This window comes from Microbacterium sp. W4I4 (genome assembly GCF_030816235.1).
Taxonomy (GTDB): Bacteria; Actinomycetota; Actinomycetes; order Actinomycetales; family Microbacteriaceae; genus Microbacterium.
Genome location: NZ_JAUSXT010000001.1, coordinates 3275651 through 3297308, shown reverse-complemented (window position 1 = coordinate 3297308; position 21658 = coordinate 3275651). Strand labels below are relative to the sequence as shown.

General features: G+C 68.0%; 24 protein-coding genes and 1 pseudogene. 12 read left to right on the top strand and 13 right to left on the bottom strand.

The features are described 5' to 3' along the window. Positions 1-8: 8 nt before the first annotated feature. Together QF046_RS15545 and QF046_RS15540 are read left to right on the top strand one after the other, a co-directional pair. The gene (locus QF046_RS15545; RefSeq protein ID WP_307371534.1) at positions 9-737 is read left to right on the top strand and encodes a LysR substrate-binding domain-containing protein; all 729 of its coding nucleotides are present in this window, start codon (positions 9-11) and stop codon (positions 735-737) included. A gap of 224 nt (positions 738-961) precedes the next feature. After that, the gene (locus QF046_RS15540; protein WP_307371532.1) at positions 962-1834 is read left to right on the top strand and encodes a CPBP family intramembrane glutamic endopeptidase; all 873 of its coding nucleotides are present in this window, start codon (positions 962-964) and stop codon (positions 1832-1834) included. A 90-nt stretch (positions 1835-1924) separates the two neighbouring features. Here QF046_RS15540 and QF046_RS15535 read toward each other — a convergent pair whose 3' ends face one another. Next, on the bottom strand, positions 1925-4465 hold the full coding sequence (locus QF046_RS15535; RefSeq protein WP_307371530.1) for an ATP-dependent Clp protease ATP-binding subunit: 2541 nt from the start codon (positions 4463-4465) through the stop codon (positions 1925-1927). 100 nt (positions 4466-4565) lie between these two features. On the opposite strand from QF046_RS15535, the gene QF046_RS15530 reads away from it, so the two are divergent. The 4 genes from QF046_RS15530 (at position 4566) to QF046_RS15515 (ending at position 7845) form a co-directional block, all read left to right on the top strand. Further along, complete coding sequence (locus QF046_RS15530; RefSeq protein ID WP_307371528.1) at positions 4566-5279, top strand: GMP synthase; 714 nt, start codon at positions 4566-4568, stop codon at positions 5277-5279. 174 nt (positions 5280-5453) lie between these two features. Beyond that, positions 5454-6260, top strand: coding sequence for an ABC transporter substrate-binding protein (locus QF046_RS15525; protein ID WP_307371526.1), 807 nt, complete (start codon positions 5454-5456; stop codon positions 6258-6260). Positions 6261-6314: 54 nt separating this feature from the next. Beyond that, on the top strand, positions 6315-6968 hold the full coding sequence (locus tag QF046_RS15520) for an amino acid ABC transporter permease (protein WP_307371524.1): 654 nt from the start codon (positions 6315-6317) through the stop codon (positions 6966-6968). Positions 6969-7038: 70 nt separating this feature from the next. Beyond that, positions 7039-7845 (top strand): amino acid ABC transporter ATP-binding protein, encoded by an 807-nt coding sequence (locus tag QF046_RS15515; RefSeq protein ID WP_307372877.1) that lies wholly within the window; start codon positions 7039-7041, stop codon positions 7843-7845. Positions 7846-7890: 45 nt separating this feature from the next. On the opposite strand, the gene QF046_RS15510 is transcribed toward QF046_RS15515, so the two are convergent. Then, on the bottom strand, positions 7891-8829 hold the full coding sequence (locus tag QF046_RS15510) for a LysR family transcriptional regulator (RefSeq protein WP_307371522.1): 939 nt from the start codon (positions 8827-8829) through the stop codon (positions 7891-7893). 72 nt (positions 8830-8901) lie between these two features. Between QF046_RS15510 and hisD the strand changes: the two genes are divergently transcribed. Next, on the top strand, positions 8902-10218 hold the full coding sequence (hisD, locus tag QF046_RS15505; protein ID WP_307371519.1) for a histidinol dehydrogenase: 1317 nt from the start codon (positions 8902-8904) through the stop codon (positions 10216-10218). An 86-nt stretch (positions 10219-10304) separates the two neighbouring features. Next, on the top strand, positions 10305-11066 hold the full coding sequence (locus QF046_RS15500; RefSeq protein WP_307371516.1) for an SDR family NAD(P)-dependent oxidoreductase: 762 nt from the start codon (positions 10305-10307) through the stop codon (positions 11064-11066). Positions 11067-11075: 9 nt separating this feature from the next. On the opposite strand, the gene QF046_RS15495 is transcribed toward QF046_RS15500, so the two are convergent. From QF046_RS15495 to QF046_RS15485, 3 genes are all read right to left on the bottom strand, one after another. Further along, complete coding sequence (locus QF046_RS15495) at positions 11076-11534, bottom strand: glutaminase (protein ID WP_307371514.1); 459 nt, start codon at positions 11532-11534, stop codon at positions 11076-11078. 51 nt (positions 11535-11585) lie between these two features. Beyond that, positions 11586-11753, bottom strand: a complete 168-nt coding sequence (locus QF046_RS15490) for a hypothetical protein (RefSeq protein ID WP_307371512.1) — start codon at positions 11751-11753, stop codon at positions 11586-11588. A 163-nt stretch (positions 11754-11916) separates the two neighbouring features. Continuing rightward, the gene (locus QF046_RS15485; protein ID WP_307371511.1) at positions 11917-12915 is read right to left on the bottom strand and encodes a magnesium transporter CorA family protein; all 999 of its coding nucleotides are present in this window, start codon (positions 12913-12915) and stop codon (positions 11917-11919) included. A 147-nt stretch (positions 12916-13062) separates the two neighbouring features. On the opposite strand from QF046_RS15485, the gene purU reads away from it, so the two are divergent. Beyond that, complete coding sequence (gene purU, locus QF046_RS15480; RefSeq protein WP_307371509.1) at positions 13063-13926, top strand: formyltetrahydrofolate deformylase; 864 nt, start codon at positions 13063-13065, stop codon at positions 13924-13926. Positions 13927-13929: 3 nt separating this feature from the next. On the opposite strand, the gene QF046_RS15475 is transcribed toward purU, so the two are convergent. From QF046_RS15475 to QF046_RS15465, 3 genes and pseudogenes are all read right to left on the bottom strand, one after another. Continuing rightward, entirely contained in the window at positions 13930-14970 is a 1041-nt protein-coding gene (locus QF046_RS15475; protein ID WP_307371508.1) for a nitronate monooxygenase family protein, read from the bottom strand. 101 nt (positions 14971-15071) lie between these two features. Next, complete coding sequence (locus QF046_RS15470) at positions 15072-15386, bottom strand: hypothetical protein (RefSeq protein WP_307371506.1); 315 nt, start codon at positions 15384-15386, stop codon at positions 15072-15074. Continuing rightward, positions 15383-16268: pseudogene (locus tag QF046_RS15465) on the bottom strand (SDR family oxidoreductase). The gene QF046_RS15470 and the pseudogene QF046_RS15465 overlap by 4 nt, the downstream one beginning before the upstream one ends. Before the next feature lie 203 nt (positions 16269-16471). On the opposite strand from QF046_RS15465, the gene QF046_RS15460 reads away from it, so the two are divergent. Further along, the gene (locus tag QF046_RS15460) at positions 16472-16708 is read left to right on the top strand and encodes a hypothetical protein (protein WP_307371502.1); all 237 of its coding nucleotides are present in this window, start codon (positions 16472-16474) and stop codon (positions 16706-16708) included. Further along, entirely contained in the window at positions 16705-16893 is a 189-nt protein-coding gene (locus tag QF046_RS15455) for a hypothetical protein (protein ID WP_307371500.1), read from the top strand. The genes QF046_RS15460 and QF046_RS15455 overlap by 4 nt, the downstream gene beginning before the upstream one ends. Here the strand turns inward: QF046_RS15455 and QF046_RS15450 are convergent. The 4 genes from QF046_RS15450 to QF046_RS15435 form a co-directional block, all read right to left on the bottom strand. After that, positions 16842-18482 carry an alpha-amylase family glycosyl hydrolase gene (locus tag QF046_RS15450; RefSeq protein WP_307371499.1) on the bottom strand — a complete coding sequence of 547 codons (1641 nt, stop codon included), beginning with the start codon at positions 18480-18482 and terminating at the stop codon, positions 16842-16844. The genes QF046_RS15455 and QF046_RS15450 overlap by 52 nt on opposite strands. Further along, complete coding sequence (locus QF046_RS15445) at positions 18479-19438, bottom strand: TIGR03885 family FMN-dependent LLM class oxidoreductase (protein ID WP_307371497.1); 960 nt, start codon at positions 19436-19438, stop codon at positions 18479-18481. The genes QF046_RS15450 and QF046_RS15445 overlap by 4 nt, the downstream gene beginning before the upstream one ends. A 22-nt stretch (positions 19439-19460) precedes the next feature. Further along, positions 19461-19925 (bottom strand): SRPBCC family protein, encoded by a 465-nt coding sequence (locus QF046_RS15440; protein WP_307371495.1) that lies wholly within the window; start codon positions 19923-19925, stop codon positions 19461-19463. Positions 19926-20037: 112 nt separating this feature from the next. Then, positions 20038-20373: an ATP-dependent DNA ligase gene (locus tag QF046_RS15435; RefSeq protein ID WP_307371493.1), complete on the bottom strand. Its 336-nt coding sequence runs from the start codon at positions 20371-20373 to the stop codon at positions 20038-20040. 80 nt (positions 20374-20453) lie between these two features. Here QF046_RS15435 and QF046_RS15430 point away from each other — a divergent pair, with 80 nt between their 5' ends. Beyond that, the gene (locus tag QF046_RS15430; RefSeq protein WP_307371490.1) at positions 20454-20762 is read left to right on the top strand and encodes a hypothetical protein; all 309 of its coding nucleotides are present in this window, start codon (positions 20454-20456) and stop codon (positions 20760-20762) included. Positions 20763-20774: 12 nt separating this feature from the next. On the opposite strand, the gene QF046_RS15425 is transcribed toward QF046_RS15430, so the two are convergent. Next, entirely contained in the window at positions 20775-21452 is a 678-nt protein-coding gene (locus tag QF046_RS15425) for a DUF6766 family protein (protein WP_307371489.1), read from the bottom strand. Positions 21453-21658: the final 206 nt, after the last annotated feature.

Sequence of the window (21658 nt, the reverse complement as noted above, 5' to 3'; positions counted from 1 at the left end):
CTGATGCGATGAGGAACGACCGGCGACGCCCCGCACGACCGCGCCCCGGCAAGCCCGCGCAGAGGAAGGGCGCACCTCAGAAGTCCGGCCAGAAGCCGTCCCAGAAGAAGCCCGCCCCCCAGAAGCCGATGCCGGGTCCTGCGGAGGAGCCGCGCACGCTGCGCCTCGGCCTGGTCCCCGGCACCACCCCCGGCAAGTGGGTCGATGCCTGGAAGCAGCGGATGCCGCACGTCGAGCTCGAGCTCGTGCCGATCTCCTTCGCCGATCAGCGCGAACGCCTCGACGACCTCGACCTCGCACTGGTGCGCCTGCCGCTCGAGCGCACGCAGGATCTGCACGTCATCCCGCTCTACGACGAGGTCCCCGTGGTGGTGGCCGCGAAGGACTCGCACCTGCTGGCCGCCGACGAGCTGACCGCCGACGATCTTGTCGACCAGGTGCTGATCACCCCGGGTGACGATGTGCTGGGTCCGCTGGATCTGCCCACCGCCGCCCCGAACTTCCCGACGATACCGACCACGGAGCATGCCGTCGAGACCGTCGCTTCCGGCGTCGGCATCCTCGTCGTCCCCATGTCACTCGCCCGCCTCCACCGTCGCAAGGACGCCGACTACCGCCCCCTGCTGGGCGGACGCACCTCGACGGTCGCGCTGGCGTGGCCGATCGATGCGACCACCCCCGATGTCGACGCGTTCGTCGGGATCGTCCGCGGCCGCACCGCGAACTCCTCGCGCTGACCGATCATTCCGACGCACATGTGGCACACATGGCCGCGTCCGCGATGCGCAGAGCGACCATGTGTGCCACATGTACAGCAGCGCCTGACTCGTACCCCGGAGCCAGAGCCGCCCCTTCGGCATCCCTCCCCGGTGGGAGACAGATGCGCTCTCCGGGGTGATGTGCCCGGACCGCGCTGCTCCGTAGCGTTCTCGTGTCCGCAGAAACGCACGAGGAGCATCCGATGGAAACCGCACACACCGACACCCGCCGCACTGCCGGCGCCCATCCCGATGCGGGCCGGCGCATCCGCCCGGCCCTCACCGCGACGCTGATGATCGTCGGCTTCGCCGTCGTGATGATCGCGACGGGCGCGATCACCTCCGCGCTGCAGAACCCGGTCGCCGCACTTCTGATCGGACCAGTTCTCGGGGTGCTCGTGCTCTGGCTCTACCGGGTCAGTGTCCGCCGACTGGAGAAGCGCCCTGTGATCGAGCTCGCCGCGCCGTCCGCGATGCGACGCGTGCTGACCGGAGTGGCGGCGGGTGTGCTGCTGGCGGCCGTGACGATCGGACTGATGGCCCTGTTCGGCGGCTACCGGATCACCGGCTGGGGCTCGCTGAGCGGCGCGCTGGCCGTGATCGGCACGATGGTCGCCGTGGCGATCGCCGAAGAGGTGCTGTTCCGCGCCATCATCTTCCGGCTCGTCCAGCAGCGCTGGGGAACCTGGCTCGCCCTCGCGGTTTCGTCGGCACTCTTCGGACTCATCCACCTGCTCAACCCCGACGCCACGCTCTGGGGCGCACTGGCGATCACGATCGAGGCGGGTCTCCTGCTCGGTGCCGCCTATCTGGCGACGGGTTCGCTGTGGCTGTCGATCGGACTGCATTTCGGCTGGAACGTCGCCATCGTCGCGCTCTTCGGCACCGTGACCTCGGGCAGCGAGATGGCCGGTTCGCTCGTGGCGGCGACCACCTCGGGTCCGGACTGGTTGAGTGGTGGCGCGTTCGGTCCGGAGGGGAGCCTGTTCGCGATCGCAGTCTGCACGATCGCCTCGATCATCCTGCTCCGCACGGCCCGCCGCCGCGGAAACATGGTCCCGCTTCGCCACCGCTGACCCGAGCGATACAAGCCCGTCTATATGGCGCAAACCGCCCCGATTCATACGAATCCAGGGCGGTTTGCGCCATATAGACGGGTGTTGGAGTCAGGCGGCGGATGCCAGATCGACGCGTGCATCGACTCGGATGCCGTCGTCGACGACATCCACTCGCACCGCGCCGCCGTCGGCCAGGCCGCCCGAGACGAGCAGGTCGGCGATGCGGTCATCCACCTCGCGCTGGATGAGCCGGCGCAGCGGCCGGGCGCCGTACTCCGGCTCGTACCCGTGCTCGCCGAGCCAGGCGACCGCGGCATCCGTGACGTCGAATCCGATCTCACGGCCGGCCAGCCGCTTGGTGGTCGCCTGCAGCATCAGCCGCACGATCTGACCGAGTTCCTCACGCGAGAGCTTCTGGAAGATGACGATCTCGTCGATCCGGTTCAGGAACTCGGGCCGCATGGCCTCACGCAGCTTGCCCATCACGCGGGCGCGCAGGTCCTCCTGCGAGGCGAAGCCCGAGGCATCGTGCGAGGATACGAAGCCGAGCGCACCCGAGCGCGACGCGAGGAACTCCGAGCCGATGTTCGAGGTCATCACGATCACCGTGTTGCGGAAGTCGACCGTGCGACCCTGCCCGTCGGTCAGACGCCCGTCGTCGAGCACCTGCAGCAGCAGGTTGAACACGTCGGGGTGCGCCTTCTCGATCTCGTCGAACAACACGATCGAGTACGGGTTGCGCCGCACGCGCTCGGTGAGCTGTCCGGCCTCGTCGTAGCCGACGTATCCGGGAGGGGCGCCGACCAGGCGCGACACGGTGTGCCGCTCGCCGAACTCGCTCATGTCGAAGCGGATCACGGCGGTCTCGTCGTCGAAGAGGCGGTCGGCCAGGGCCTTCGCCAGCTCGGTCTTGCCGACACCGGTGGGCCCGAGGAACAGGAACGATCCGACCGGGCGGTTGGCGTCGCCCATGCCGGTACGGCTGCGCCGCACGGAGCGCGCGACGGCAGCCACGGCGTCGTCCTGACCGATCACACGGGAGTGCAGGTCTGCCTCGAGGTCGCCCAGCCGCTCCCGCTCCGTCTCGGTGAGACGACTGACCGGGATGCCGGTGGCCCGCGAGATCACCGCGGCGATCTCAGGCTCGTCGACCACGGCATCCGCACTCGTGGACGACGGCACGTCCACCTCGTCGATCCGTGCCTGCACGCGGGCGATCTCGTCGCGCAGGCGCGAGGCCTCCTCGTAGTGCTCGGCGCCGACGGCGATGTCCTTGCGCATCTCCAGGTCGACGAGCTCGTCGGCCAGCGCCTCGATGTCGGTGACCAGCCCCAGGCGCAGCCGCAGCCGGGCACCCGCCTGGTCGATCAGATCGATCGCCTTGTCGGGCAGCACCCGGTCGGGCAGGTAGCGCGCGCTCAGTTCGACCGCACTGCGGATCGCCTCGTCGGTGTACGACACCGCGTGGTGCTCCTCGTAGGCGGGCTTCAGTCCGTCGAGGATGCGGACAGCATCCTCGATCAGCGGCTCGGCGACCTTCACGGGCTGGAAGCGGCGCTCCAGCGCCGGGTCCTTCTCGATGCGGCGGTACTCGCTGAGCGTCGTCGCACCCACCAGGTGCAGGTCGCCCCGCGACAGCCGCGGCTTGAGGATGTTGCCGGCGTCCATCCCGCCGCTCTCACCGGAGCCGCCTGCGCCGACGACCGTGTGCACCTCATCGATGAACACGATGACCTCGCCCTTGTGCTCGGCGATCTCGTCCATGGTCTTGGTCAGCCGCTCCTCGAAGTCGCCGCGGTAGCGGGCGCCGGAGAGCATCGCCGGCAGGTCGAGGGCGACCACACGGCGGTCCTTCAGCTGCGCGGGCACGGTGCCGTCGACGATCGCGCGGGCCAGACCCTCCACGATCGCCGTCTTGCCGACGCCGGCCTCGCCGATCAGCACCGGGTTGTTCTTGGTGCGGCGGCTGAGGATCTCGATGGTCTGCTCGATCTCGCTCGCCCGGCCGATCACCGGGTCGAGCTCGCCGGCGCGGGCGCGCGCGGTGAGGTCGAGTCCGTACTGGTCGAGCATGGGGGTCTCGGATGCCGGGTCAGCGGCTTCGCGCTGAGGCGACTCGCCGGCCGGAACAGGCTCGCGCAGGCCCTGGGTGAGCGCCTCGGCGGTGACGCCGGCGCGGCCGAGGATCTGCCCGGCGGGCACGTCCTGGCCGAGCACGAGGGCGAAGAACAGGTGGTCGGGGTCGATGTACGTCGAACCCGACGAGCGGGCGACCTGGTAGGCGTGGAACAGCGCCCGCGAGGCGCTGGGAGTGAGGGTCGCGGCATCCACATCGGCCGTGCCGCGGTGCTGCGGCAGGCGCGCCTCGACGGCGGTGATGATCGCGGACGGGTCGACCCCGATGCGCTCGATGGCGGCCGAGACGCTGTCATCCTCGACGATCATCCGCAGGATGTGCAGGGCGTCCAGTTCGGTCTGGCCGCGCTCCAGCGCGAAGCGTCCTGCGCTCTGCAGGATCTGCTGGGTGCGCGCGGTGAGGAACCGGCTGAGGTCGATCGACCGACCCTGACGGGCCTGCTCACCGGCGAGGTAGCGGGCGAGGAACTCGTCGAACGAGCCCGAACCCGCCTGGTTGAAGTCGTTGGGCATTTCGCTTCCTCTCAGACTTGAGTGCAGTTCTATCAACTTCAACGTCACATGATGACGCCTATTCCCGGTGTCCGTCAAACCCGCCGAATAGACTCGTCGCATGTCCTCGGTGCTCTACGTCTGCGTGCGCCCGGAGCGCAGTGCAGCGGATGCCGAGCACCGCTCCTTCTCGCGCGATCTCGGCATCCGGGATCTCGACCGACTCGATCTCCTGCACGCGTCACTGGAGACGGTCGAGTGGGAGCAGTACGACGGCTTCGTGATCGGCGGGTCGCCGTTCAACGTCACGGATGCCGACAAAGGCGACGAGCAGCGGGTCGTGGAGCGCGACCTCGAGCGCATCGCCGCCCGCGCCATCGACGGCAAGGCGGCTGCACTGTTCACCTGCTACGGCATCGGCGTGGTGACGCGGATGCTGGGGGGCGAGGTGACCATGGATCATCCCGAGCGCGTCCAGGCCGCACGGATCCGGCTGACCGAGGCGGGTGCGGCTGATGCCCTGTTCGGGCCGAACGCGCCCGAGATGTCGGTGTTCACCGCGCACAAGGAGTCCGCCGCTGAGACGCCCCCGGGCGCGGTGCTGCTCGCCACGAACGATGCCTGCCCGGTGCAGGCGTACCGCGTCGGCAACCGCCTGTATGCGACACAGTTCCACCCGGAGGCGTCGCCCCAGGACTTCGCCGACCGCATGGCGGTGTACCGAGCATCCGGCTACTTCGACGCGAGCGAGTACGCCGCGACCGAGAAGATGGTGCTGGCGTCATCGGTGGACGGCGCAGACCTGCTGAGCCGGTTCCCGAGCCTGCTCGGCTGAGTCGGCTGCTCCGGCCCTCGTGAGAACTGCCCCGCCCTCCCGCACGCTCCCGCCATAGTCGAACACTATGACTTGCATAGTGAATTGGGGTCTTGTCCATTGATCCCGCATTCTTGAAACTGATCAGCACCTGCCGCAACGATGCAGCCTCGCCCAACAGGAAGGTTCAACCCGATGAGCATCCGCAAGAACGCCGCCCTGATCGCCGCACTCGCGGCGGCCACCCTCGTCTTCAGTGCGTGCAGTGCAGGCGGCACATCGACCCCCTCGGCGGCTGGCGGTGCACGGACTGTCACCATCGTCACTTCCAACGACGCACCGTTCTCCTTCATCGACGAGAAGACCGACAAGCTCACCGGCGTCGACGGCGACATGCTGCAGGCGATGGCGGACGAGCTGAACTGGAAGATCGAGGTCGTCGTCACCGACTTCGCGACGATGCCGCAGACCGTGCTCTCGAAGAAGGCTGACTTCATCGCCGACGGCCTCTACGTCACGGACCAGCGCAAGAAAACCCTCGCCTACTCGGACACCTGGTACTACCAGGGAGAGGGCATGGTCGTGCCGTCCGGATCCACGCTGAAGTCCCGCGATGATGCCAAGGGCACGACCATCGGCGTCATGACCGGCGCCACGCACCTCGAGATCGCGCAGAAGCTGACCGCCGAGTCGCACATCAAGATGTACGACTCGCAGGCGAACATGCTGCAGGCCGTCGCCAACAAGCAGGTCGATGCGGCCTTCACTGATCAGGCCGTGGTCGCCTGGGCCCTCACCCAGAACCCGAACGACAAGGTCAAGCTGGTCACCCCCTACGAGCCGTACTTCCCGGGGACGATCGCCGCGGCCTTCCGCAAGGATGAGGACAGCAAGAAGCTCATCACCGAACTGAACGGCGCACTGGCAGATCTCAAGGCCTCGCCGAAGTACCTCGAGATCCTGCAGAAGTACGGTCTCAACGAAGACAACATCGCCGAGTGACGACCGGTCGGTGGGCATCTCGATGCCCACCGACCGCCCCATGAAAGGAACTCCATGGAGTTCATCCAGAATGTCCTCGGCGTCTTCCCCAGCCTTATCAGGGCGATCCCCGTCGTCGCGCAGCTCGCCATCGGAGCCATGGCGCTGGCGCTGAGCCTCGGGCTGCTTGTCGCGCTGGCGAGGCTGTCGCACAACTGGGCACTGCGCACCATCGCGACGGTCTTCGTCGAGATCCTGCGCGGCACTCCGCTGCTCGTGCAGCTGGTTTACATCTACTTCGTGCTGCCGGTCATCGGTATTCAGCTCGATCCGGTCTCGGCGGGGATCATCGGACTCGGCCTGAACTACGCCGCCTACCTCTCAGAGGTGTACCGCACATCGATCCTCGCGGTCGACAGCGGTCAGACCGAAGCCGCGCTCTCGTTGGGATACACGCCGACAAAGGCCCTGTGGCGGATCGTGATTCCGCAGTCGTTCAAGATCGCCCTCGGCCCGATCGGCAACTACTTCATCGCGATGGTGAAGGACACCGCTCTGACATCGGTGATCGCTGTGTCGGAGATCCTGAAGACAGCCAACACCGTCAACGCCCAGACGTTCCAGACCGTGGAGATCTACACGGCCGCGGCACTGCTCTACCTAGCGCTCTCGCTCCCGCTGTCCCGCCTCGTCATCGTTCTTGAAAGGAAGGCGAGAGCCCGTGCCTAATCCCGTCATCAGCATCCAGGACGTGTACAAGAGCTTCGAGATCGGCGAGAAGCCGACCCTCTGGCAGAGGATGATCGGCAGGAAGGACACCCGGAGGACGCTCGAGGTGCTCAAGGGCGTCGATCTCGATGTCTCACCGGGCGAAGTCGTCGCGGTCATCGGTTCCAGCGGCTCGGGAAAGTCGACACTGCTGCGCTGCATCAACAAGCTCGAGCTGATCGATGCCGGTCGTATCCTGGTCAACGACCATCTCGTCGGCTACCGGGAGCGCAACGGGGTCCTCGCACCCGAGTCGGCGCGAGAGACGGCACGCAAGCGCACCGATATCGGCATGGTCTTCCAGCACTTCAACCTGTTCATGAACAAGACGGCGCTCGAGAACGTGATGGCACCTCTTCTCGATGTCAAGAAGATGTCGAAGGCCGCCGCACGCTCACTCGCCGAACCGGCTCTCGCACTTGTCGGTCTGCAAGACCGTATGGCGAACTACCCGTCACGCCTCTCCGGCGGCCAGAAGCAACGGGTGGCGATCGCGAGGGCGCTGGCCATGGAGCCGAGCGTGCTGCTCTTCGACGAACCGACCTCCGCGCTCGATCCGGAGCTCGTGGGCGAGGTGCTCGCGGTCATCAAGAAGATCGCGGTGAGCGGCACGACCATGATGATCGTCACTCACGAGATGCAGTTCGCCCGGGAGATCGCCGATCGCATCGTCGTCATGGACGGCGGCCTCATCGTCGAGCAGGGCGCGCCAGAGAGCGTGTTCGGCAATCCTCGACACAGCAAGACCAGGGCGCTGCTGCGCCGCTCCGGGCTCCTCGCGACGCCCGAGACCGAGGCGCTGAGCGTCGTGGACGACGACATCGAAGACGAGAACTGAGTCCCGCTCCGTCGGTGACCGGTTCGCGATTCGCCAGCCGGTCACCTACTCGGGGCGAGGAACCGCGCGCTGCAGTCGGTCCTCTGCGGGCGCCCGCCGCTGCAGGAGCCCGCTGACCAGCTCGATGAGCTCAAGCATCGCCGGCGACAGGACGCTGTTCCTGCGACGGATGAACGCGATCGTGTCGTACATCGGGACGTCGAAGGGCACGACGTGCACGCTACGCGGGAAGCTGCTGCTCTGCGTCACCGCCCGCGAGACCATCGTGTCTCCGACTCCGCGGACGACGAGCTCGAGCGCCGCTTCCAGGTACTCGACCTCCACCTGCGGCTGCAATCGAAGCCCACGCTCCTGAGCTCTCTCGCTCAGCTGGCGGCGCGTGGGGTCGTTCCAGCTGTAGCTCGCGTCATAGAGCACCACCGGTCGGGTGACGATCTGCTCGATCGTCACCGGCGCTGCGACATGGGAGGGATCCGCGCTCGCCCAGAGGACCTCGTCACGGATGAGCGGGAAGACTTCCAGCTCTGCATCCGGAACCGGGAGCACGACGATGCCAGCCTCGAGCGTGCCCTCGCGCACGCCCTCGACCACCTCGAACGAGTTCTGTCCGAACAGGCGCAGCCGGACGTCGGGATGCAGTCTGTGGAACTGCTCGATCATCTCGGGCAGGAAGTAGAAGTTGGCGTTGCGCAGCACGCCGAGTGAGATCGAACCTCGCCGCAGGCCACGAAGCTCGGCGATGGCGTTGTCCGCCTGCCCCGCGGACTCCACGATCTGACGCGCCCACACCAGCAGCTCCTGGCCTGCGGCCGTCAGTGTGAGGCTTCGACCCGTCCGGATGAAGAGAGCCACTCCGTGGTGCTCCTCGAGCTTGCGCACCAGCGCGGACACTGTCGGCTGGGACACGCCGAGCGCCTCCGCAGCCGCCGTGAACGATTTTCCGGCGACGGCGTGCACGAAGGCGCGCAGCTGCGTGATCGTCATAGCCTCATCCTATGCATTCCAGAGTTGATGCCCTCGTTGTGCAGGTGTGCGGTTGCTTCCTAACCTCTGATCATGAAGTTCACTGATCCGGTTCTCAAGATGCACGACGGCCATTTCACGCGGCTGAAGACACCTCTGGACGTCCCCGCTGCACAGCGTGACCCCCAGGTCGTCGAGACGGTCTCCGCCATGCTGCTCGACATCGAGAAGCGCGGCCTCGACGCGGTCCGCGACTACGCGAAGCGACTCGACCGCTGGGAGGGCGATGACTTCGAGATCTCGGCGAAGGACATCGCCACGAGTGGCGACCGCATCGACCCCCGCCTTCGCGAAGCCATCGAGCTTGGAGCGGAGCGCACTCAGGCCTTCGCCAAGCATCAGCGTGCGGGGCACACCGACTTCGAGGTCGAGCTCGTCCCGGGGCTGCGCACCGGAGTCCGCTACATCCCGGTCGGCCGGGTCGGCGCATACATGCCCGCCGGACGCTTCCCCCTCACCGCCAGCGCCTTCATGACCGTGGGCGTCGCCAAAGCCGCCGGCGTCCCGCACGTCATCGCCTGCACTCCCCCTCAGCCCGACGGCGGCCCGAACGACGCCGTCCTGTACACCGCCCACGTCTCCGGCGCCGACCGCGTGTTCCTGATCGGTGGAGTCCAGGCGCTCGCCGCCATGGCATTCGGACTCATCGATGACCTTCCCGTCGACATGCTGGTGGGCGCGGGCAACGCCTTCGTCGCAGAGGCCAAGCGCCAGTTGTTCGGGCGGGTGGCGATCGACCTGCTCGCCGGACCGTCCGAGGTCGCCGTCCTCTCCGACGAGACCGCTTCTCCCGAGCTCGTCGCCGCGGACCTTCTCGGGCAGGCCGAGCACGGGCCGAACTCGCCCGCAGCACTCGTGACGACCGACGAGCAGCATGGTCACGACGTCATCGCCGCTGTGGAGCGTCAGCTGACGACCATCGCTACTCGCGACATCTGCGGCCCGGCCTGGCGCGACTACGGCTCGGTCACAGTGGCCGACAGCCGCGAGGTCGCCGCAGCGCTCATGGACGATCTCGCCCCGGAGCATCTCGAGGTCATCACCGCCGACGACGCGTGGTACCACGACGCTCTGCGCAATTACGGCTCGATCTTCCTCGGCCCGTGGAGCACGGTGGCTTACTCCGACAAGGGCATGGCCGGCACGAATCACACACTGCCCACCGCAGGCGGCGCGAAGCACAGCGCCGGGCTCTCGGTCTCTCGCTATCTGAAGCCGCTGACCTACCAGCGCATCGAGAAGGAGGCGACGCCACTGCTCGCCGACGCCGTCGTCACGATCTCAGCTTCGGAGGGCATGGCCGCGCACGAAGCCACCGCGCAGATGCGACTGGATCGCTACCGCAACTGAGACCCCTCTCTGCGATGCTGTCCTCGGCGCACTGTGCCGCGCCGAGGACGGCATCGAGCCGAGGACAGCGGAATCGAGGATCGAGCATGACCAACGCTCTCGTGACCGGCGCTTCCCGGGGCATCGGGCGGGCTATCGCGCAGGCCCTCGCACGGCGCGGCGACGTCGTAGCCGTGCATTTCGGCTCGGACGCCGCTGCCGCGCAGGAGACGCTGGATTCGCTGCCAGGCAGCGGCCACGTGCTCGTCCGCGGAGACATCGCCGATGCCGCGGCCGCGCAGACCATCGTCGCGACCGCCGTCTCCACGCTGGGATCGATCGACATCCTCGTCAACAACGCCGCCGTCGCGCCGAATGTCGGCAATCGTCACCCGGCCGTCGGCACGTCCTACACGGAATGGCAGCAGGCCTGGCGTCAGATGATCGATGTGAATCTCGTGGGCGCGGCCAACATCACGATGTTGGTCGCCCAGCACCTCATCGATCAGCGCAGGCCCGGTGCCGTGGTGAACATCGGATCGCGCGGCGCATTCCGCGGCGAGCCGGATCATCCGGCCTACGCCGCCTCGAAGGCCGGACTGCACGCATTCGGCCAGACCATGGCAGCCTCGCTCGCCCCGCACGGCATCTCCGTCACCTCGGTCGCCGCCGGATTCATCGCGACCGAGCGGCAGACTCCGAAGCTGACCGGGCCCGCCGGCGACAGCATCCGCGACCAGAGTCCGTTCCACCGGGTCGGCACACCGGAAGAGGTCGCGAACGCGGTGCTCTACCTGACCTCACCTGAGGCCGTCTGGGCGTCAGGGGCCGTCCTCGATCTGAACGGCGCCTCGCACTTCCGGACGTAGACCCGCCGCTCAACCCCGCAGCAATCCGATCTTCTCGTCGAGATACCCGGCCAGCGGGATCAGTCCACCGTTCGGCGACCAGCGCACCCCCGGCGCTCCGTCGAGCAGCGCGAGAGGACCGGATGCCGCACCGGCATCCACTGCGTCTGCGTCCAGCACCTGCCAATCGATGTGCAGCACCTCGCCCTCGGCGAAGCCACCGCGTCTGGCCTGCGCGCGCCGCTCGGCACGCGCGCGCGACGAGTCCGCGGTGTAGCCGCGGCGCACCTCCTCGGCCGCACGCAGGATCTCACCGGTCGCGAGCACCACATCGTCCGTGAGCAAGAGCACCCCGAGATGCCAGGCCTCTCCGGCCCGCACGATGCGGTCGCCGCGCCAGCGCGACGTGCGCAGCAGGCCCAGACTCTCCTTCGGCGCTCCGGCCAGTCGCCGACGCGCATCGGCGAGCAGCGAGACCGTCGTGTCCATGCCACCAGGCTAACGCCGGAGGTCACGGGCGGACGGCCCGCGCTGCGTCTCTCAGACGCTGGTGTTGCGCCCGCTGAGGACACGGATCAGGAACGCGATCAGGGCGATCACGCCGACGATCAACGCGACCCAGAGCAGCCAGCTCAGTGCGGCGTTCAATCCGGAGACGATCGCGACGATGACCGCGATGACGATGATGACTATGAGCGCGATGTTCATGACCTGCTCCTTCGATCGATCTGCAGCGCGGGGCCCGCATTGCATGTTGCCCGAGCATGCCAGCCCACGGTGTCCCGGTCGCGGGGGTTGACTTCACCCGAATTCCGGTGTTATCCCGCATGACCGACTCCCCACGCACCGTCGGCGTCCGTCGGCCGGCGAGTCAGGTGCGGGCTTCGCCGTCGCCATCGCCATCGCTGCGCGCCGCCGGCGCACCGCCGAGCCACCCGCGACGTCGGAACAGGAGGTACACCGAGACATCGATCACCATCATGATGCCGATCATGATGAGCCAGCCGAGCCCCCAACCGAGCAGCGGCATGTTCTTGAAGTTCATCCCGTAGATCCCGGCGATCACGGTCGGGATGGCCAGCAGCGCCGCGCAGGCGGAGATCGTGCGCATGTCCCGGTTCTGCCGGGTGGACACGTTGCTCTGATGGCTCGACACGACGGCATCCAGCGCCGCATGCTCGGCCGCCGCAAGGTGGGCGATGCCGATCGCATCGTGCTCCAGGTGGATGAAGTAGGGCCGCAGCTCCGGCTCCGGCTCCGTGATCGCCTGGACCTCCGCTTGCGCCGAGCGCACCGCCTCGGCGAGACCGGATGCCGCACGATCGATCTGTCCGATGCGCTGACGCAGCCGGTAGATGCGCCGGTAGTCCTCGCGCACGCGGCTGTCGAACACCTCTTCCTCCACGGAGTCGAGTTCGCGCTCGATGGCCGCACCGAGCTCGACGAAGTTCGAGACGACGACATCGAGGATCCGGTGCACCGCCGAGATCGTAGAGGTCACGGGCACGACGCCGGGAGCCGAAAGCACCGCATTCAGATCACGCAGCTCTTCGCGAGGGCCGCGCTGCACGAGCAGGAGCTGATGCTGGTCGAAGATCAAGGCGAGTTCGCTGGGCGAGCCAGGCGCGTCATCCGGCCGCTCGGAGTTCAGATCCCACAGGGACAGATACAGATGCGCGCCGATGCGCTCGAACTTGGGCTGCTGTCTGCCCGCCCGCAGATCTTCGGCGATGAGCGGATGCAGATCGAAGCGCGCCGCGAGATCGTCGATCTCCGGAGCGGCAGGGTTGATCAGGATGACCGGGGCGCGCGTCGGCTCCTGTGCGGCATCGGTCATCTCGTCATCTCCGTTCTGCACCGGTCGAAGCATGTCCCCACGGTAGAGAGTGTCGTCGGCGGCGGGAAGGGGATTGCCGCCGGACCCCGCACCCGCTAGGCCGGGCCACGACGAGCAGACGATTCGCACCCACGACACGTGACGGGCAGAATCGAGAGAACGCCCAGCTCAGGAGCATCCATGCCGCAGACCGACACCGCACGCCTTCTCATCGCCTGCGACGACCAGCCCGGCATCGTCGCGGCCGTCGCCGGAGTGCTGGCGTCGCACGGGGCGAACATCATCTCGCTCGATCAGCACTCCACTGATGAGGTGGGCGGTCGCTTCTTCCAGCGCACGGTGATCCATCTGGACGGACTCGCGACGAAGCGACCTGCACTGGAGGCGTCTCTCTCCGAGGTCGCGGAGCGCTTCGCGATGGAGTGGTCGCTGCACGACACGTCCACCCGCAAGCGAGTCGCGATCTTCGTGTCGAAGTACGACCACTGCCTGATGGAGCTGCTGTGGCGCACGCAGCGCGGTGAGCTGGACATCGACGTGACCATGGTGGTCTCCAACCACCCCGACCTCGCCGCATCGGTGCGCTCCTTCGGGGTCCCGTTCGTGCACGTCCCCCGCGGCGAGGGTCCGGATGCCAAGGCCGAGATGGAGGCTCGCCAGCTGGAGCTGCTGCAGGGCAACGTCGACCTGGTCGTGCTGGCCCGGTACATGCAGATCCTCACCGATGATTTCATCGAGCGGGTCGGCGCGCCGGTGATCAACATCCACCACTCCTTCCTGCCGGCGTTCATCGGCGCCAACCCGTACGCCAGGGCGAAGGACCGGGGTGTGAAGCTGATCGGCGCGACCGCGCACTACGCCACGGCCGACCTCGACGAGGGCCCGATCATCGAGCAGGACGTCACGCGCGTCACGCACGCCGAGTCCGCCGCCGAGCTGCAGCGCCGCGGCGCCGATGTGGAGCGCTTCGTGCTGGCGCGTGCGGTGAAGTGGCACGCCGAGGATCGTGTGATCGTGCACGGCCGCTCGACCGTCATCCTGTAACTCTCAGTCGACCGCGGGCACGCCCGCCAGCAGCTCGGCGAAGACCTCGGCTGCGGCATCCCACCGCGCGAGCGGCGCGGACTGCCCGAGCCACAGCGACTGCAGCTCGCCGAGACCGCGCTTCCCGGCGACGGCGCGGAAGCGGCCGGTCAGCCAGTTCTGCGCGGGGAACGGCGCGATCGCTCCGGACTCCTCGATCGCGGTGACCGCGCGGTTGCGGGCTCCTCGCGCGAGACGCCCGCTCATCGCCCGCGTGAGCACACTGCCATCCGCCGATGTCGAGCGGATGGCGGCCCGGTGCGCATCGTTCGCGGCGGACTCCGCCGTGGCGAGGAACGATGTGCCCACCTGCACACCCGAGGCGCCGAGCGCGAACGCCGCGGCGACGCCTCGACGATCGCCGATGCCCCCGGCGGCGATGACCGGGATGCTGACGGCATCCGCCACCTGAGGCACGAGCGAGACCAGCCCGACCAGCGACGCCTCCGCCGGTTTCAGGAACGACACCCTGTGCCCCGCGGCCTCGGCGCCGGTCGCGACGACGGCGTCGACTCCTCCTGCTTCCAGCGCGACGGCCTCGGCGACCGTGGTGGCTGTGCCGAGAACGCGGATGCCCCGGCGGTGCGCCTCCTCTACGATCCCGGCCGAAGGCACGCCGAACACCACGCTGAGCACGGCCGGTGCGGCTTCCCAGATCGCATCCAGCTGCTCATCGAGCGGCGGCAGATACCGTTCGGGCCGCGCTGGCGGTTCGATCCCGACCTCGGCGAAGAAGTCCGCGAGCGCCGCCGCATAGGTGTCGTGCTCGGGACCGGGTATGACCTCATCGCCGGTCGGCAGCCAGATGTTGAGCGCGTACGGACCGGATCCGCGCAACGCTGCCGCCGTCGTGCAGATCCGGTCCGCGTCGTAGCCGTACAGCCCGTACGACCCGAGCCCGCCGGCCGCGCTCACCGCTGTCGTGAGCGCCACGGAGGACAGCCCGCCGAAGGGGGCGAGCACGATCGGATGCCGGATGCCGAGCAGCGCGCACAGATCAGTCATGCACCGAGGCTACGCCCGTGCACCACCACTTCCGCCGCTCCCGCCGCCGGTCGGGGGGAGGGTCGGCGGCGGCGGGTGCGGCGGAAGGACTCGGGGCCCGCTCAGCGGCGGGGAGGCAGGTGCCGGATCGGCGACGGAGAGGCGGATCGATCGGATGCTGCGGCGACAGCCGCATCGAGCGCGGCGTACAGCTCGTCGAAATCATGGAAGCGCGTGCTGCGCGGACACGGCCGGCGCAGCCACAGCACATCGAGGGATCCGGTGGTGTTGCGCTCGACATAGGCGATCAGGCAGTCCGCGTCGGCCTGACGTCGTGCAAGATCGCAGATGCGCCAGCTGCCGCGGCCGATGGGGGTCAGCTCCCAGTCGCCGTGCGGCGTCGAGGCGCTCGGAGGGTCGGAGATCAGCGTGCTCACAGCGGTTTTCCTCCTGTCACAGCGACGACGCTGCCCGAGGTGTACGAGGATTCGGACGAGGCCAGATACACGTAGGCGCCGGCGAGCTCCGCCGGCTGCCCTGCCCGGCCGAGCGGGGTGTCCGCGCCGAAGCTCGCGATCTTCTCGTCATCCCAGCCGGTGGCGGGGATCAGCGGCGTCCAGATCGGCCCGGGGGCGACGGCGTTGACGCGGATGCCGCGCTTGCCCGCCTCCTCGGCGAGGGCCTTCACGAATGCGACCTGCGCCGCTTTGGTCATGGCGTAGTCGATGAGCCCCGGCGAAGGGTTGTAGGCCTGAATGGATGCGGTGACGATGATGCTGGCACCTGGCTCGAGGTCCGGGTAGGCCGCCCGTGCTGTGAAGATCGTGCCGCAGAGGTTCGTGTCGAAGACCCGGCGCATATCCTCGGTCACCAGCGACCCGAAACCGTCGATGTCGTGCTGGTATCCGGCGTTGAGCACCAGCACGTCGAGTCCCCCGAGTCGCTCTCGCGCCTGCCGTACGGCGTCGGTGGCGAACGACTCCTCTCGCAGGTCGCCGGGAAGGCTGAGTCCGGTCCGGCCTGCCTTTTCGATGAGCCCGACCGTGGTGTCGGCGTCCTTTCTGCTCCTCCGGAAGATGCACGATCGCGACGTCGGCGCCTTCGCGTGCGAACGCGATCGCCACCGCACGGCCGATCCCGGAGTCACCCCCGGTGATCAGGGCCTTCCTGCCGTGAAGGCGGTCATTGCCGGTGTACGAGTCCTCGCCGTGATCCGGCGTGGGTGCGGTTCTGCCGGTGTGCCCGGGCTGATCCTGCTCCTGCGGAGGAAACCCCTCCTCGCGATGCTCGTGGCGTGGATCGGGTGTGCTGTCGGTCATATCGCACCTCTCGTCGCGTCTCGGAAGCTGGTCTGCACAGCTTCGGCGATGTGCTCGCAGGCGGCCAGGGGGTTGACAGTCACGGGCCGAGAAGGCAGGCGGCCGGGATGCCGGCGTCGGTACCCCTCGTTCCAGAGGATGTCAACACCCTGCCCCTTCCGCCACGGTCGCCGGACACTGGCAGATCACGAGAGGAAATGCTGATGACCGATTCCATGGATGCCGCCGGCGACACTCCCGAGCCGGACGCCGCCGTCGTCGGCCGGCCCGATCTGCAGCCCGACAGTCAGGGCGACGCGCCACTCGACGCGGAGCTGGGCGAGGACGGCCAGGGAGACCTCGCCGAGGGCGACGGAGCACAGCACTCGGGCGATGCCCCGGACGATCTGCGATCGGATGGCGCGTCAGGGCCGGTGCTCGAGGACGAGGAACGGTCATGAGCGGCATCGACCAGGGCATGATGCCGGAGCACGTGCAGCCGCAGCGACCCGACGACGACGCCGTGGATGAGGACGTGGCGAATCCGGGGGCGGCCGACCCCGACGAGCACGACCAGACCGACGAGACTGAGGCTCAGGCGGCGGATGCCGATGCCGCCGACGTCCGCAGCCAGCGGAAGCCGTAGCCGCCCAGGTGCTGGCGGGTGTGCTCGCCCTGGGGAGTGCTTCCGGCATGCTCCACCAGCACGGTGGCGGTGCGCCCCTCGGGCAGTTCCCTCAGTGAGATGGTCACTGGCTCCGGGGAGAAATTGTGCAGTGCGATGAAGCTGACCTCCCCGAAGGTCGCCTCGTGCACGAGAACGCGCGAGTCCCCCGCATCGAGCACTTCGAGGTCGCCCCACGCGATCTCCGGCGTCGAGCGGTACCGTGCGGTGAGCACGGAGATGAACGACCACAGTGAGTCCGGGTCGCGCCTCTGGTCGTGGACATTCACGTGGGCAGGACCGTATCCTCCGGTGGCGATGCGGCGGCGTGAGCGCCGGGCGGTCGTGAAGCCGCCCTTGGGTCCGGCATCCCACTGCATGGGTCCGCGCACCGCCTCGCGGCCGAGGTCCCCGTCGAGCTCTCCCATGCCGATCTCCTCGCCGTAGAAGAGCATCGGCGCTCCGGGCAGGGAGAACAGCAAGCTGTACGCGAGGCGGAGCCTGCGCGGGTCGTCGTCGAGCATCGGCGCGAGTCTGCGCACGATCCCGCGGCCGTAGACGCGCTGGTGCTCTTCGGGCGCGAAGGCCGCGAACACCTCTTCGCGCTCCTTCTCGCTCAGCAGCTCCAGCGACAGCTCGTCGTGGTTTCGCAGGAACATCGCCCAGCCCTGGCGCTCATCGACCCGGGGCCGCGAGGCGAGCACGCGGGCGAGCGGTGTGGCCTCCTGGCGCGCGAGCGCCAGGAAGATCGTCTCGGCGGTGAGGAAGTCGAACTGCATGTCCAGCTCGGTGCCCCCCTCGCCGAAGTACTCGATCTGGTCCTCGTGCGGCAGGCCCACCTCTCCGAGAAGCAGAGCGGATCCCTGGCGCCTTCCCGCGCAGCGGTGAAGCTCCCTCAGGAAGGAATGCGGGTCGTGCGTGTCGGCGATGCCCTCGCGCGTGATGAGGAAGGGCACCGCATCCACCCGGAACCCGTCGATTCCGAGTCCGAGCCAGAAACCGATGACGCGGGCGATCTCCGCCCGCACCTGCGGGTTGGCGAGGTTCAGGTCGGGCTGGTGCCGGTAGAAGCTGTGCTGGAAGTACTGACGGGTGCGTTCGTCGAATTCCCACACGCTGGACTCCTCGCCGGGGAAGACCACCTTCTGCTCGCCCCTCGGCGGGCGGTCGCGCCACACGTAGTAGTCGCGGTGCCTCGAGTCGCGGGAGCGACGAGCCGAGACGAACCACGGATGCCGATCGGAGGTGTGATTGACCACGAGGTCCATGACGACCCGGATGCCGCGGTTGTGGGCGATCCGGATCATGTCGGTCACGTGACCGAGGTCGCCGAGCCGTCGATCCACACCGTAGAAGTCGGAGATGTCATAGCCGTCGTCGCGGTTCGGGGTGGGCTGGAAGGGCATCAGCCAGATGCAGGTCACACCCAGGGCCGCGAGGTCGTCGATGCGCCGGGAGAGTCCGGGAAAATCCCCACAGCCGTCTCCGTCCGAGTCCTGGAAGGTCTCGACGTCGAGGCAGTAGATCACCGAGGTGCGCCACCACAGGTCACTGGTGTCTGCGGGATTCACAGCATCCTCCGCAGCGCCGGAAGCAGCTCGGCCTCGCATCGGTCCAGGAATGCGGACTGATCCGGCCCGACCTGGTGCAGGAACACCGCGTCGAAGCCCGACGCGGCGGCGGCGATCCGCCCGGCGACCTCGCCCGCGTTCGAGCCGATGACGATGCTCTGGCGCAGCCGGTCCTCGGTCGGACGGGCGAACTCCTCGAAGTCCTCGGGCTGCTCGAGCTCCCACATCAGCTCCGGCGGCACGGTCGCCTGCGCCCACTGCTCGTGCGCCGACGCCAGGGCGCCCTCGTCCGAGTCCTCGAGACTCAGATGGATCTGCAGCAGCAGAGGCCCCCGACCACCGGCATCCCGGAAGGCCTCCCTCGTCTCGCGGGTGGATGCCGGATCGGCGCCGACGGTGATGAGGCCGTCGGCCCAGGGGGCGACCAGCGTCGCCGTGTGCGGGCTGATCGCGGCCGCGCGCAGCGGGGGCGGCGTGGCCGGAAGACTCCACAGCCGCGCGTCATGAACGCGCACCGGCCCGTCGACGCTCACCCTCTGCCCCGACAGCAGCCTCCGCATCACCGTGGCGCACGCCAGCAACCGGGCATCCCGCTCCTGCTTGCTCGGCCAGGGGACGCCGGTGACGTGCTCGTTCAGCGCCTCTCCGCTGCCGAGCGCCGCCCAGAACCGCCCGGGGAACATCTCCTCCAGCGTGGCTGCCGCCTGGGCGAGCACCGTCGGGTGATACCGCTGTCCCGGGGCGGTCACCACGCCGATCGGCACCGTGGTGGTCGCCAGCGCCGCGCCCAGCCAGGACCACGCGAAACCGGACTCGCCCTGGGCGGTCAGCCAGGGTGCCATGTGGTCGGAGCACATCACCTCGTCGAATCCGACCTGCTGCGCGCGCACGACATCGCGCAGCAGCCGGCTCGGGGCGCGCTGTTCGTGCGAGGCGTGGAACCCGATGCTCGTCATCAGCGCATCACCCGCCGCCGGATCAGATCAGCAGGTCGGGATCGCGTCCTTCGACGAAGTCCGCGCCGGATGCGTCGTCCTCGATCTGCTCCTTGAAGTGGCGGAGATCGGCCTCGATCGCCGCTCGATCGATGTTCAGCGCCGCTCCGGCCTTCTCGACGAACGACTTCGGCGCCCAGCCGAGCTCGACGGCGACGCGTGTGCGTTCGGCGTCGATCGGCATGAAGCGCACGGTGCCGGCGTGCATCTCCTCGTCGATGCTCGCCCACGAGATCCTCTCGTCGGGAACCAGCTCGGTCGTGCGGGCGTCGAACTCGCGACGCACCCCCGCGACTCGGACGACCCAGTGGGTGACGTCTTCACCACCGGTGCGCGTCACCTCCTCGACCATCGACATGAATGACGGCAGCTCCTCCAGACGCGCCCACCGCTCGTAGACACGGTGCACGGGGGCATCCACCTCGATCTCGGCAGTGACCTTCTCCATACGTCCATTCCTCTCGTCGCCTCCGACGCTACGAGTACGAGGCCCGGGGCGCGCGGGGGTTGACGAGAGAGGGGGTCCCTGCCTATGGGAAGGGCGGACGGAAGCTGAGGCGTCAGACGCCGTTGTGCACCTCGGGACCGGGAACCTGGTCCTCGGGCGGCTCCGGAACGAGATGCAGCCCGCTCGGGGTGTTGGCGGTGAAGGCGAGCGCCTCGATCCACGCACGATTGATGGCCGGCTGACGACTGCCGAAGTACTTGAAGACCAGCGAGCTGCCGGCGTGCACCCAGACGGTCGTGCGTCCGCCGCCGACACTCGGGTCCTCCCGCCAGCTGAACGGGAACGGCTCCCCGCGGCGCAGCTTCGCCGAGATCACGAGCTGCAGATGTGTGAGCGCCCGGTCCTCGATGTCGGTCTTGACCGAGGCGTCATAGATGAACTTTCCCATGATCTCGCCCGCGCCCTCTCTTCGTCGTGGACTAGGAGTATGCCTGGCCCGCACGGGCCGTCGGGGCTAACCTTAGCCCCATGGGCCAGCTGTTCTATGGAAACGACCCGGAGCCGATCGTCATCGAAGATCGGGCTCTCGCGCACCTGAAAGTGGTGATCGCCACGAAACTGCGGCGCAACGAGAGCTTCACCCTGTCGTGGCGGCACCCGAGCGATGAGAACCCCGGGCGCACGACGATCTGGCTGCACCCCTCGATCCCGCTCCGATTCGTGTTCGGCGACCCGGACAGCCCGGAACTGAGCGCCGAGTGGATCACCGCGATGGCGCATTCGGCGAACTCCAGCGGCGGCATCATGCTGCTGGAGGAGCACCTCGACGGGGAGTGATCCCCCGCCGCGTCACTCGGACGACTCCGACGACACCACGTGCGGCGCGCCGACCGGCTTCGACTCCGCGGACGAGCGCTGGCGCAGGAAGATCGAGAACGTCACCATCGTCCCGACCGCGAGGAACTCGCTCTGCCAGTTCTGGAGCGTGCGATCCCAGAATTCCGGCGATGCCACATACTGCAGCCAGGTCAGCGGTGCCTCGCCGTGCTCGGCGTTCTCCTGATTCATCACGACCACGCCGCTGAGCGACTGCATCAGCCAGGACACGAAGAAGATCGCCCCCATCACGATGGCGAGGGAGTTCTCGTACACCACGCGACGCCAGCCCGTGACTTTCGCTCCCGCGGGTGCATCCTCCGGGGCGTACGGTCCGACCTTCTGATCCTTGTCGCTGCTTGCTCCCTCGTCACCCGGCTGCTTCGACTCCGGTGAGCCGCGCTGCACGAGCCAGACGGTCGCGACGATGAACAGCAGGAACTGCAGGAACTCGGACTGCCAGTTCTCCGCGACGTCGACGACGAAGTCGCTGGAGAAGACGAACTCGAGATATCCCTGTTGAGGCATCGCGTGCTGAGACAGCTCCTCGTTCGTCCTCAGGAATCCCGCGATCGACTGCCCGAACAGCGCCAGCACGAACAGGGCCAAGAAGAACAGACTCAACGCGTTGTCACGCAGCGTGCGAAGCATCCGACTCACCTGCCGCTCACGAGGATCACGATCATCGCCAGGAAGCCGACGATGACCGTGCCCATCCAGATCCAGAACATCGTCAGGGCGCCACTCGGATTCTGCTGCATCTCCGGTCCTCTCGTCCTCGGGACCACCGGCCCCTGCGGAGCTCGTCCGCCTCTGAAGGGTGGCCGTCTCCTGCGCCTGCGAGAAGGGGGTTGACG

Excerpts from the sequence above, each read along its gene's own strand:
- QF046_RS15535 (WP_307371530.1), bottom strand. The coding sequence starts at position 4,465 with ATGCCCAACGACTTCAACCAGGCGGGTTCGGGCTCGTTCGACGAGTTC.
- QF046_RS15545 (WP_307371534.1), top strand. The coding sequence starts at position 9 with ATGAGGAACGACCGGCGACGCCCCGCACGACCGCGCCCCGGCAAGCCC.
- hisD (WP_307371519.1), top strand. The coding sequence starts at position 8,902 with ATGAAGTTCACTGATCCGGTTCTCAAGATGCACGACGGCCATTTCACG.
- QF046_RS15440 (WP_307371495.1), bottom strand. The coding sequence starts at position 19,925 with ATGGAGAAGGTCACTGCCGAGATCGAGGTGGATGCCCCCGTGCACCGT.
- QF046_RS15515 (WP_307372877.1), top strand. The coding sequence starts at position 7,039 with ATGATCGGCAGGAAGGACACCCGGAGGACGCTCGAGGTGCTCAAGGGC.
- QF046_RS15520 (WP_307371524.1), top strand. The coding sequence starts at position 6,315 with ATGGAGTTCATCCAGAATGTCCTCGGCGTCTTCCCCAGCCTTATCAGG.
- QF046_RS15490 (WP_307371512.1), bottom strand. The coding sequence starts at position 11,753 with ATGAACATCGCGCTCATAGTCATCATCGTCATCGCGGTCATCGTCGCG.
- purU (WP_307371509.1), top strand. The coding sequence starts at position 13,063 with ATGCCGCAGACCGACACCGCACGCCTTCTCATCGCCTGCGACGACCAG.
- QF046_RS15425 (WP_307371489.1), bottom strand. The coding sequence starts at position 21,452 with ATGCTTCGCACGCTGCGTGACAACGCGTTGAGTCTGTTCTTCTTGGCC.
- QF046_RS15430 (WP_307371490.1), top strand. The coding sequence starts at position 20,454 with ATGGGCCAGCTGTTCTATGGAAACGACCCGGAGCCGATCGTCATCGAA.
- QF046_RS15525 (WP_307371526.1), top strand. The coding sequence starts at position 5,454 with ATGAGCATCCGCAAGAACGCCGCCCTGATCGCCGCACTCGCGGCGGCC.
- QF046_RS15475 (WP_307371508.1), bottom strand. The coding sequence starts at position 14,970 with ATGACTGATCTGTGCGCGCTGCTCGGCATCCGGCATCCGATCGTGCTC.
- QF046_RS15460 (WP_307371502.1), top strand. The coding sequence starts at position 16,472 with ATGACCGATTCCATGGATGCCGCCGGCGACACTCCCGAGCCGGACGCC.
- QF046_RS15500 (WP_307371516.1), top strand. The coding sequence starts at position 10,305 with ATGACCAACGCTCTCGTGACCGGCGCTTCCCGGGGCATCGGGCGGGCT.
- QF046_RS15455 (WP_307371500.1), top strand. The coding sequence starts at position 16,705 with ATGAGCGGCATCGACCAGGGCATGATGCCGGAGCACGTGCAGCCGCAG.
- QF046_RS15435 (WP_307371493.1), bottom strand. The coding sequence starts at position 20,373 with ATGGGAAAGTTCATCTATGACGCCTCGGTCAAGACCGACATCGAGGAC.
- QF046_RS15485 (WP_307371511.1), bottom strand. The coding sequence starts at position 12,915 with ATGCTTCGACCGGTGCAGAACGGAGATGACGAGATGACCGATGCCGCA.
- QF046_RS15445 (WP_307371497.1), bottom strand. The coding sequence starts at position 19,438 with ATGACGAGCATCGGGTTCCACGCCTCGCACGAACAGCGCGCCCCGAGC.
- QF046_RS15495 (WP_307371514.1), bottom strand. The coding sequence starts at position 11,534 with ATGGACACGACGGTCTCGCTGCTCGCCGATGCGCGTCGGCGACTGGCC.
- QF046_RS15540 (WP_307371532.1), top strand. The coding sequence starts at position 962 with ATGGAAACCGCACACACCGACACCCGCCGCACTGCCGGCGCCCATCCC.
- QF046_RS15530 (WP_307371528.1), top strand. The coding sequence starts at position 4,566 with ATGTCCTCGGTGCTCTACGTCTGCGTGCGCCCGGAGCGCAGTGCAGCG.
- QF046_RS15510 (WP_307371522.1), bottom strand. The coding sequence starts at position 8,829 with ATGACGATCACGCAGCTGCGCGCCTTCGTGCACGCCGTCGCCGGAAAA.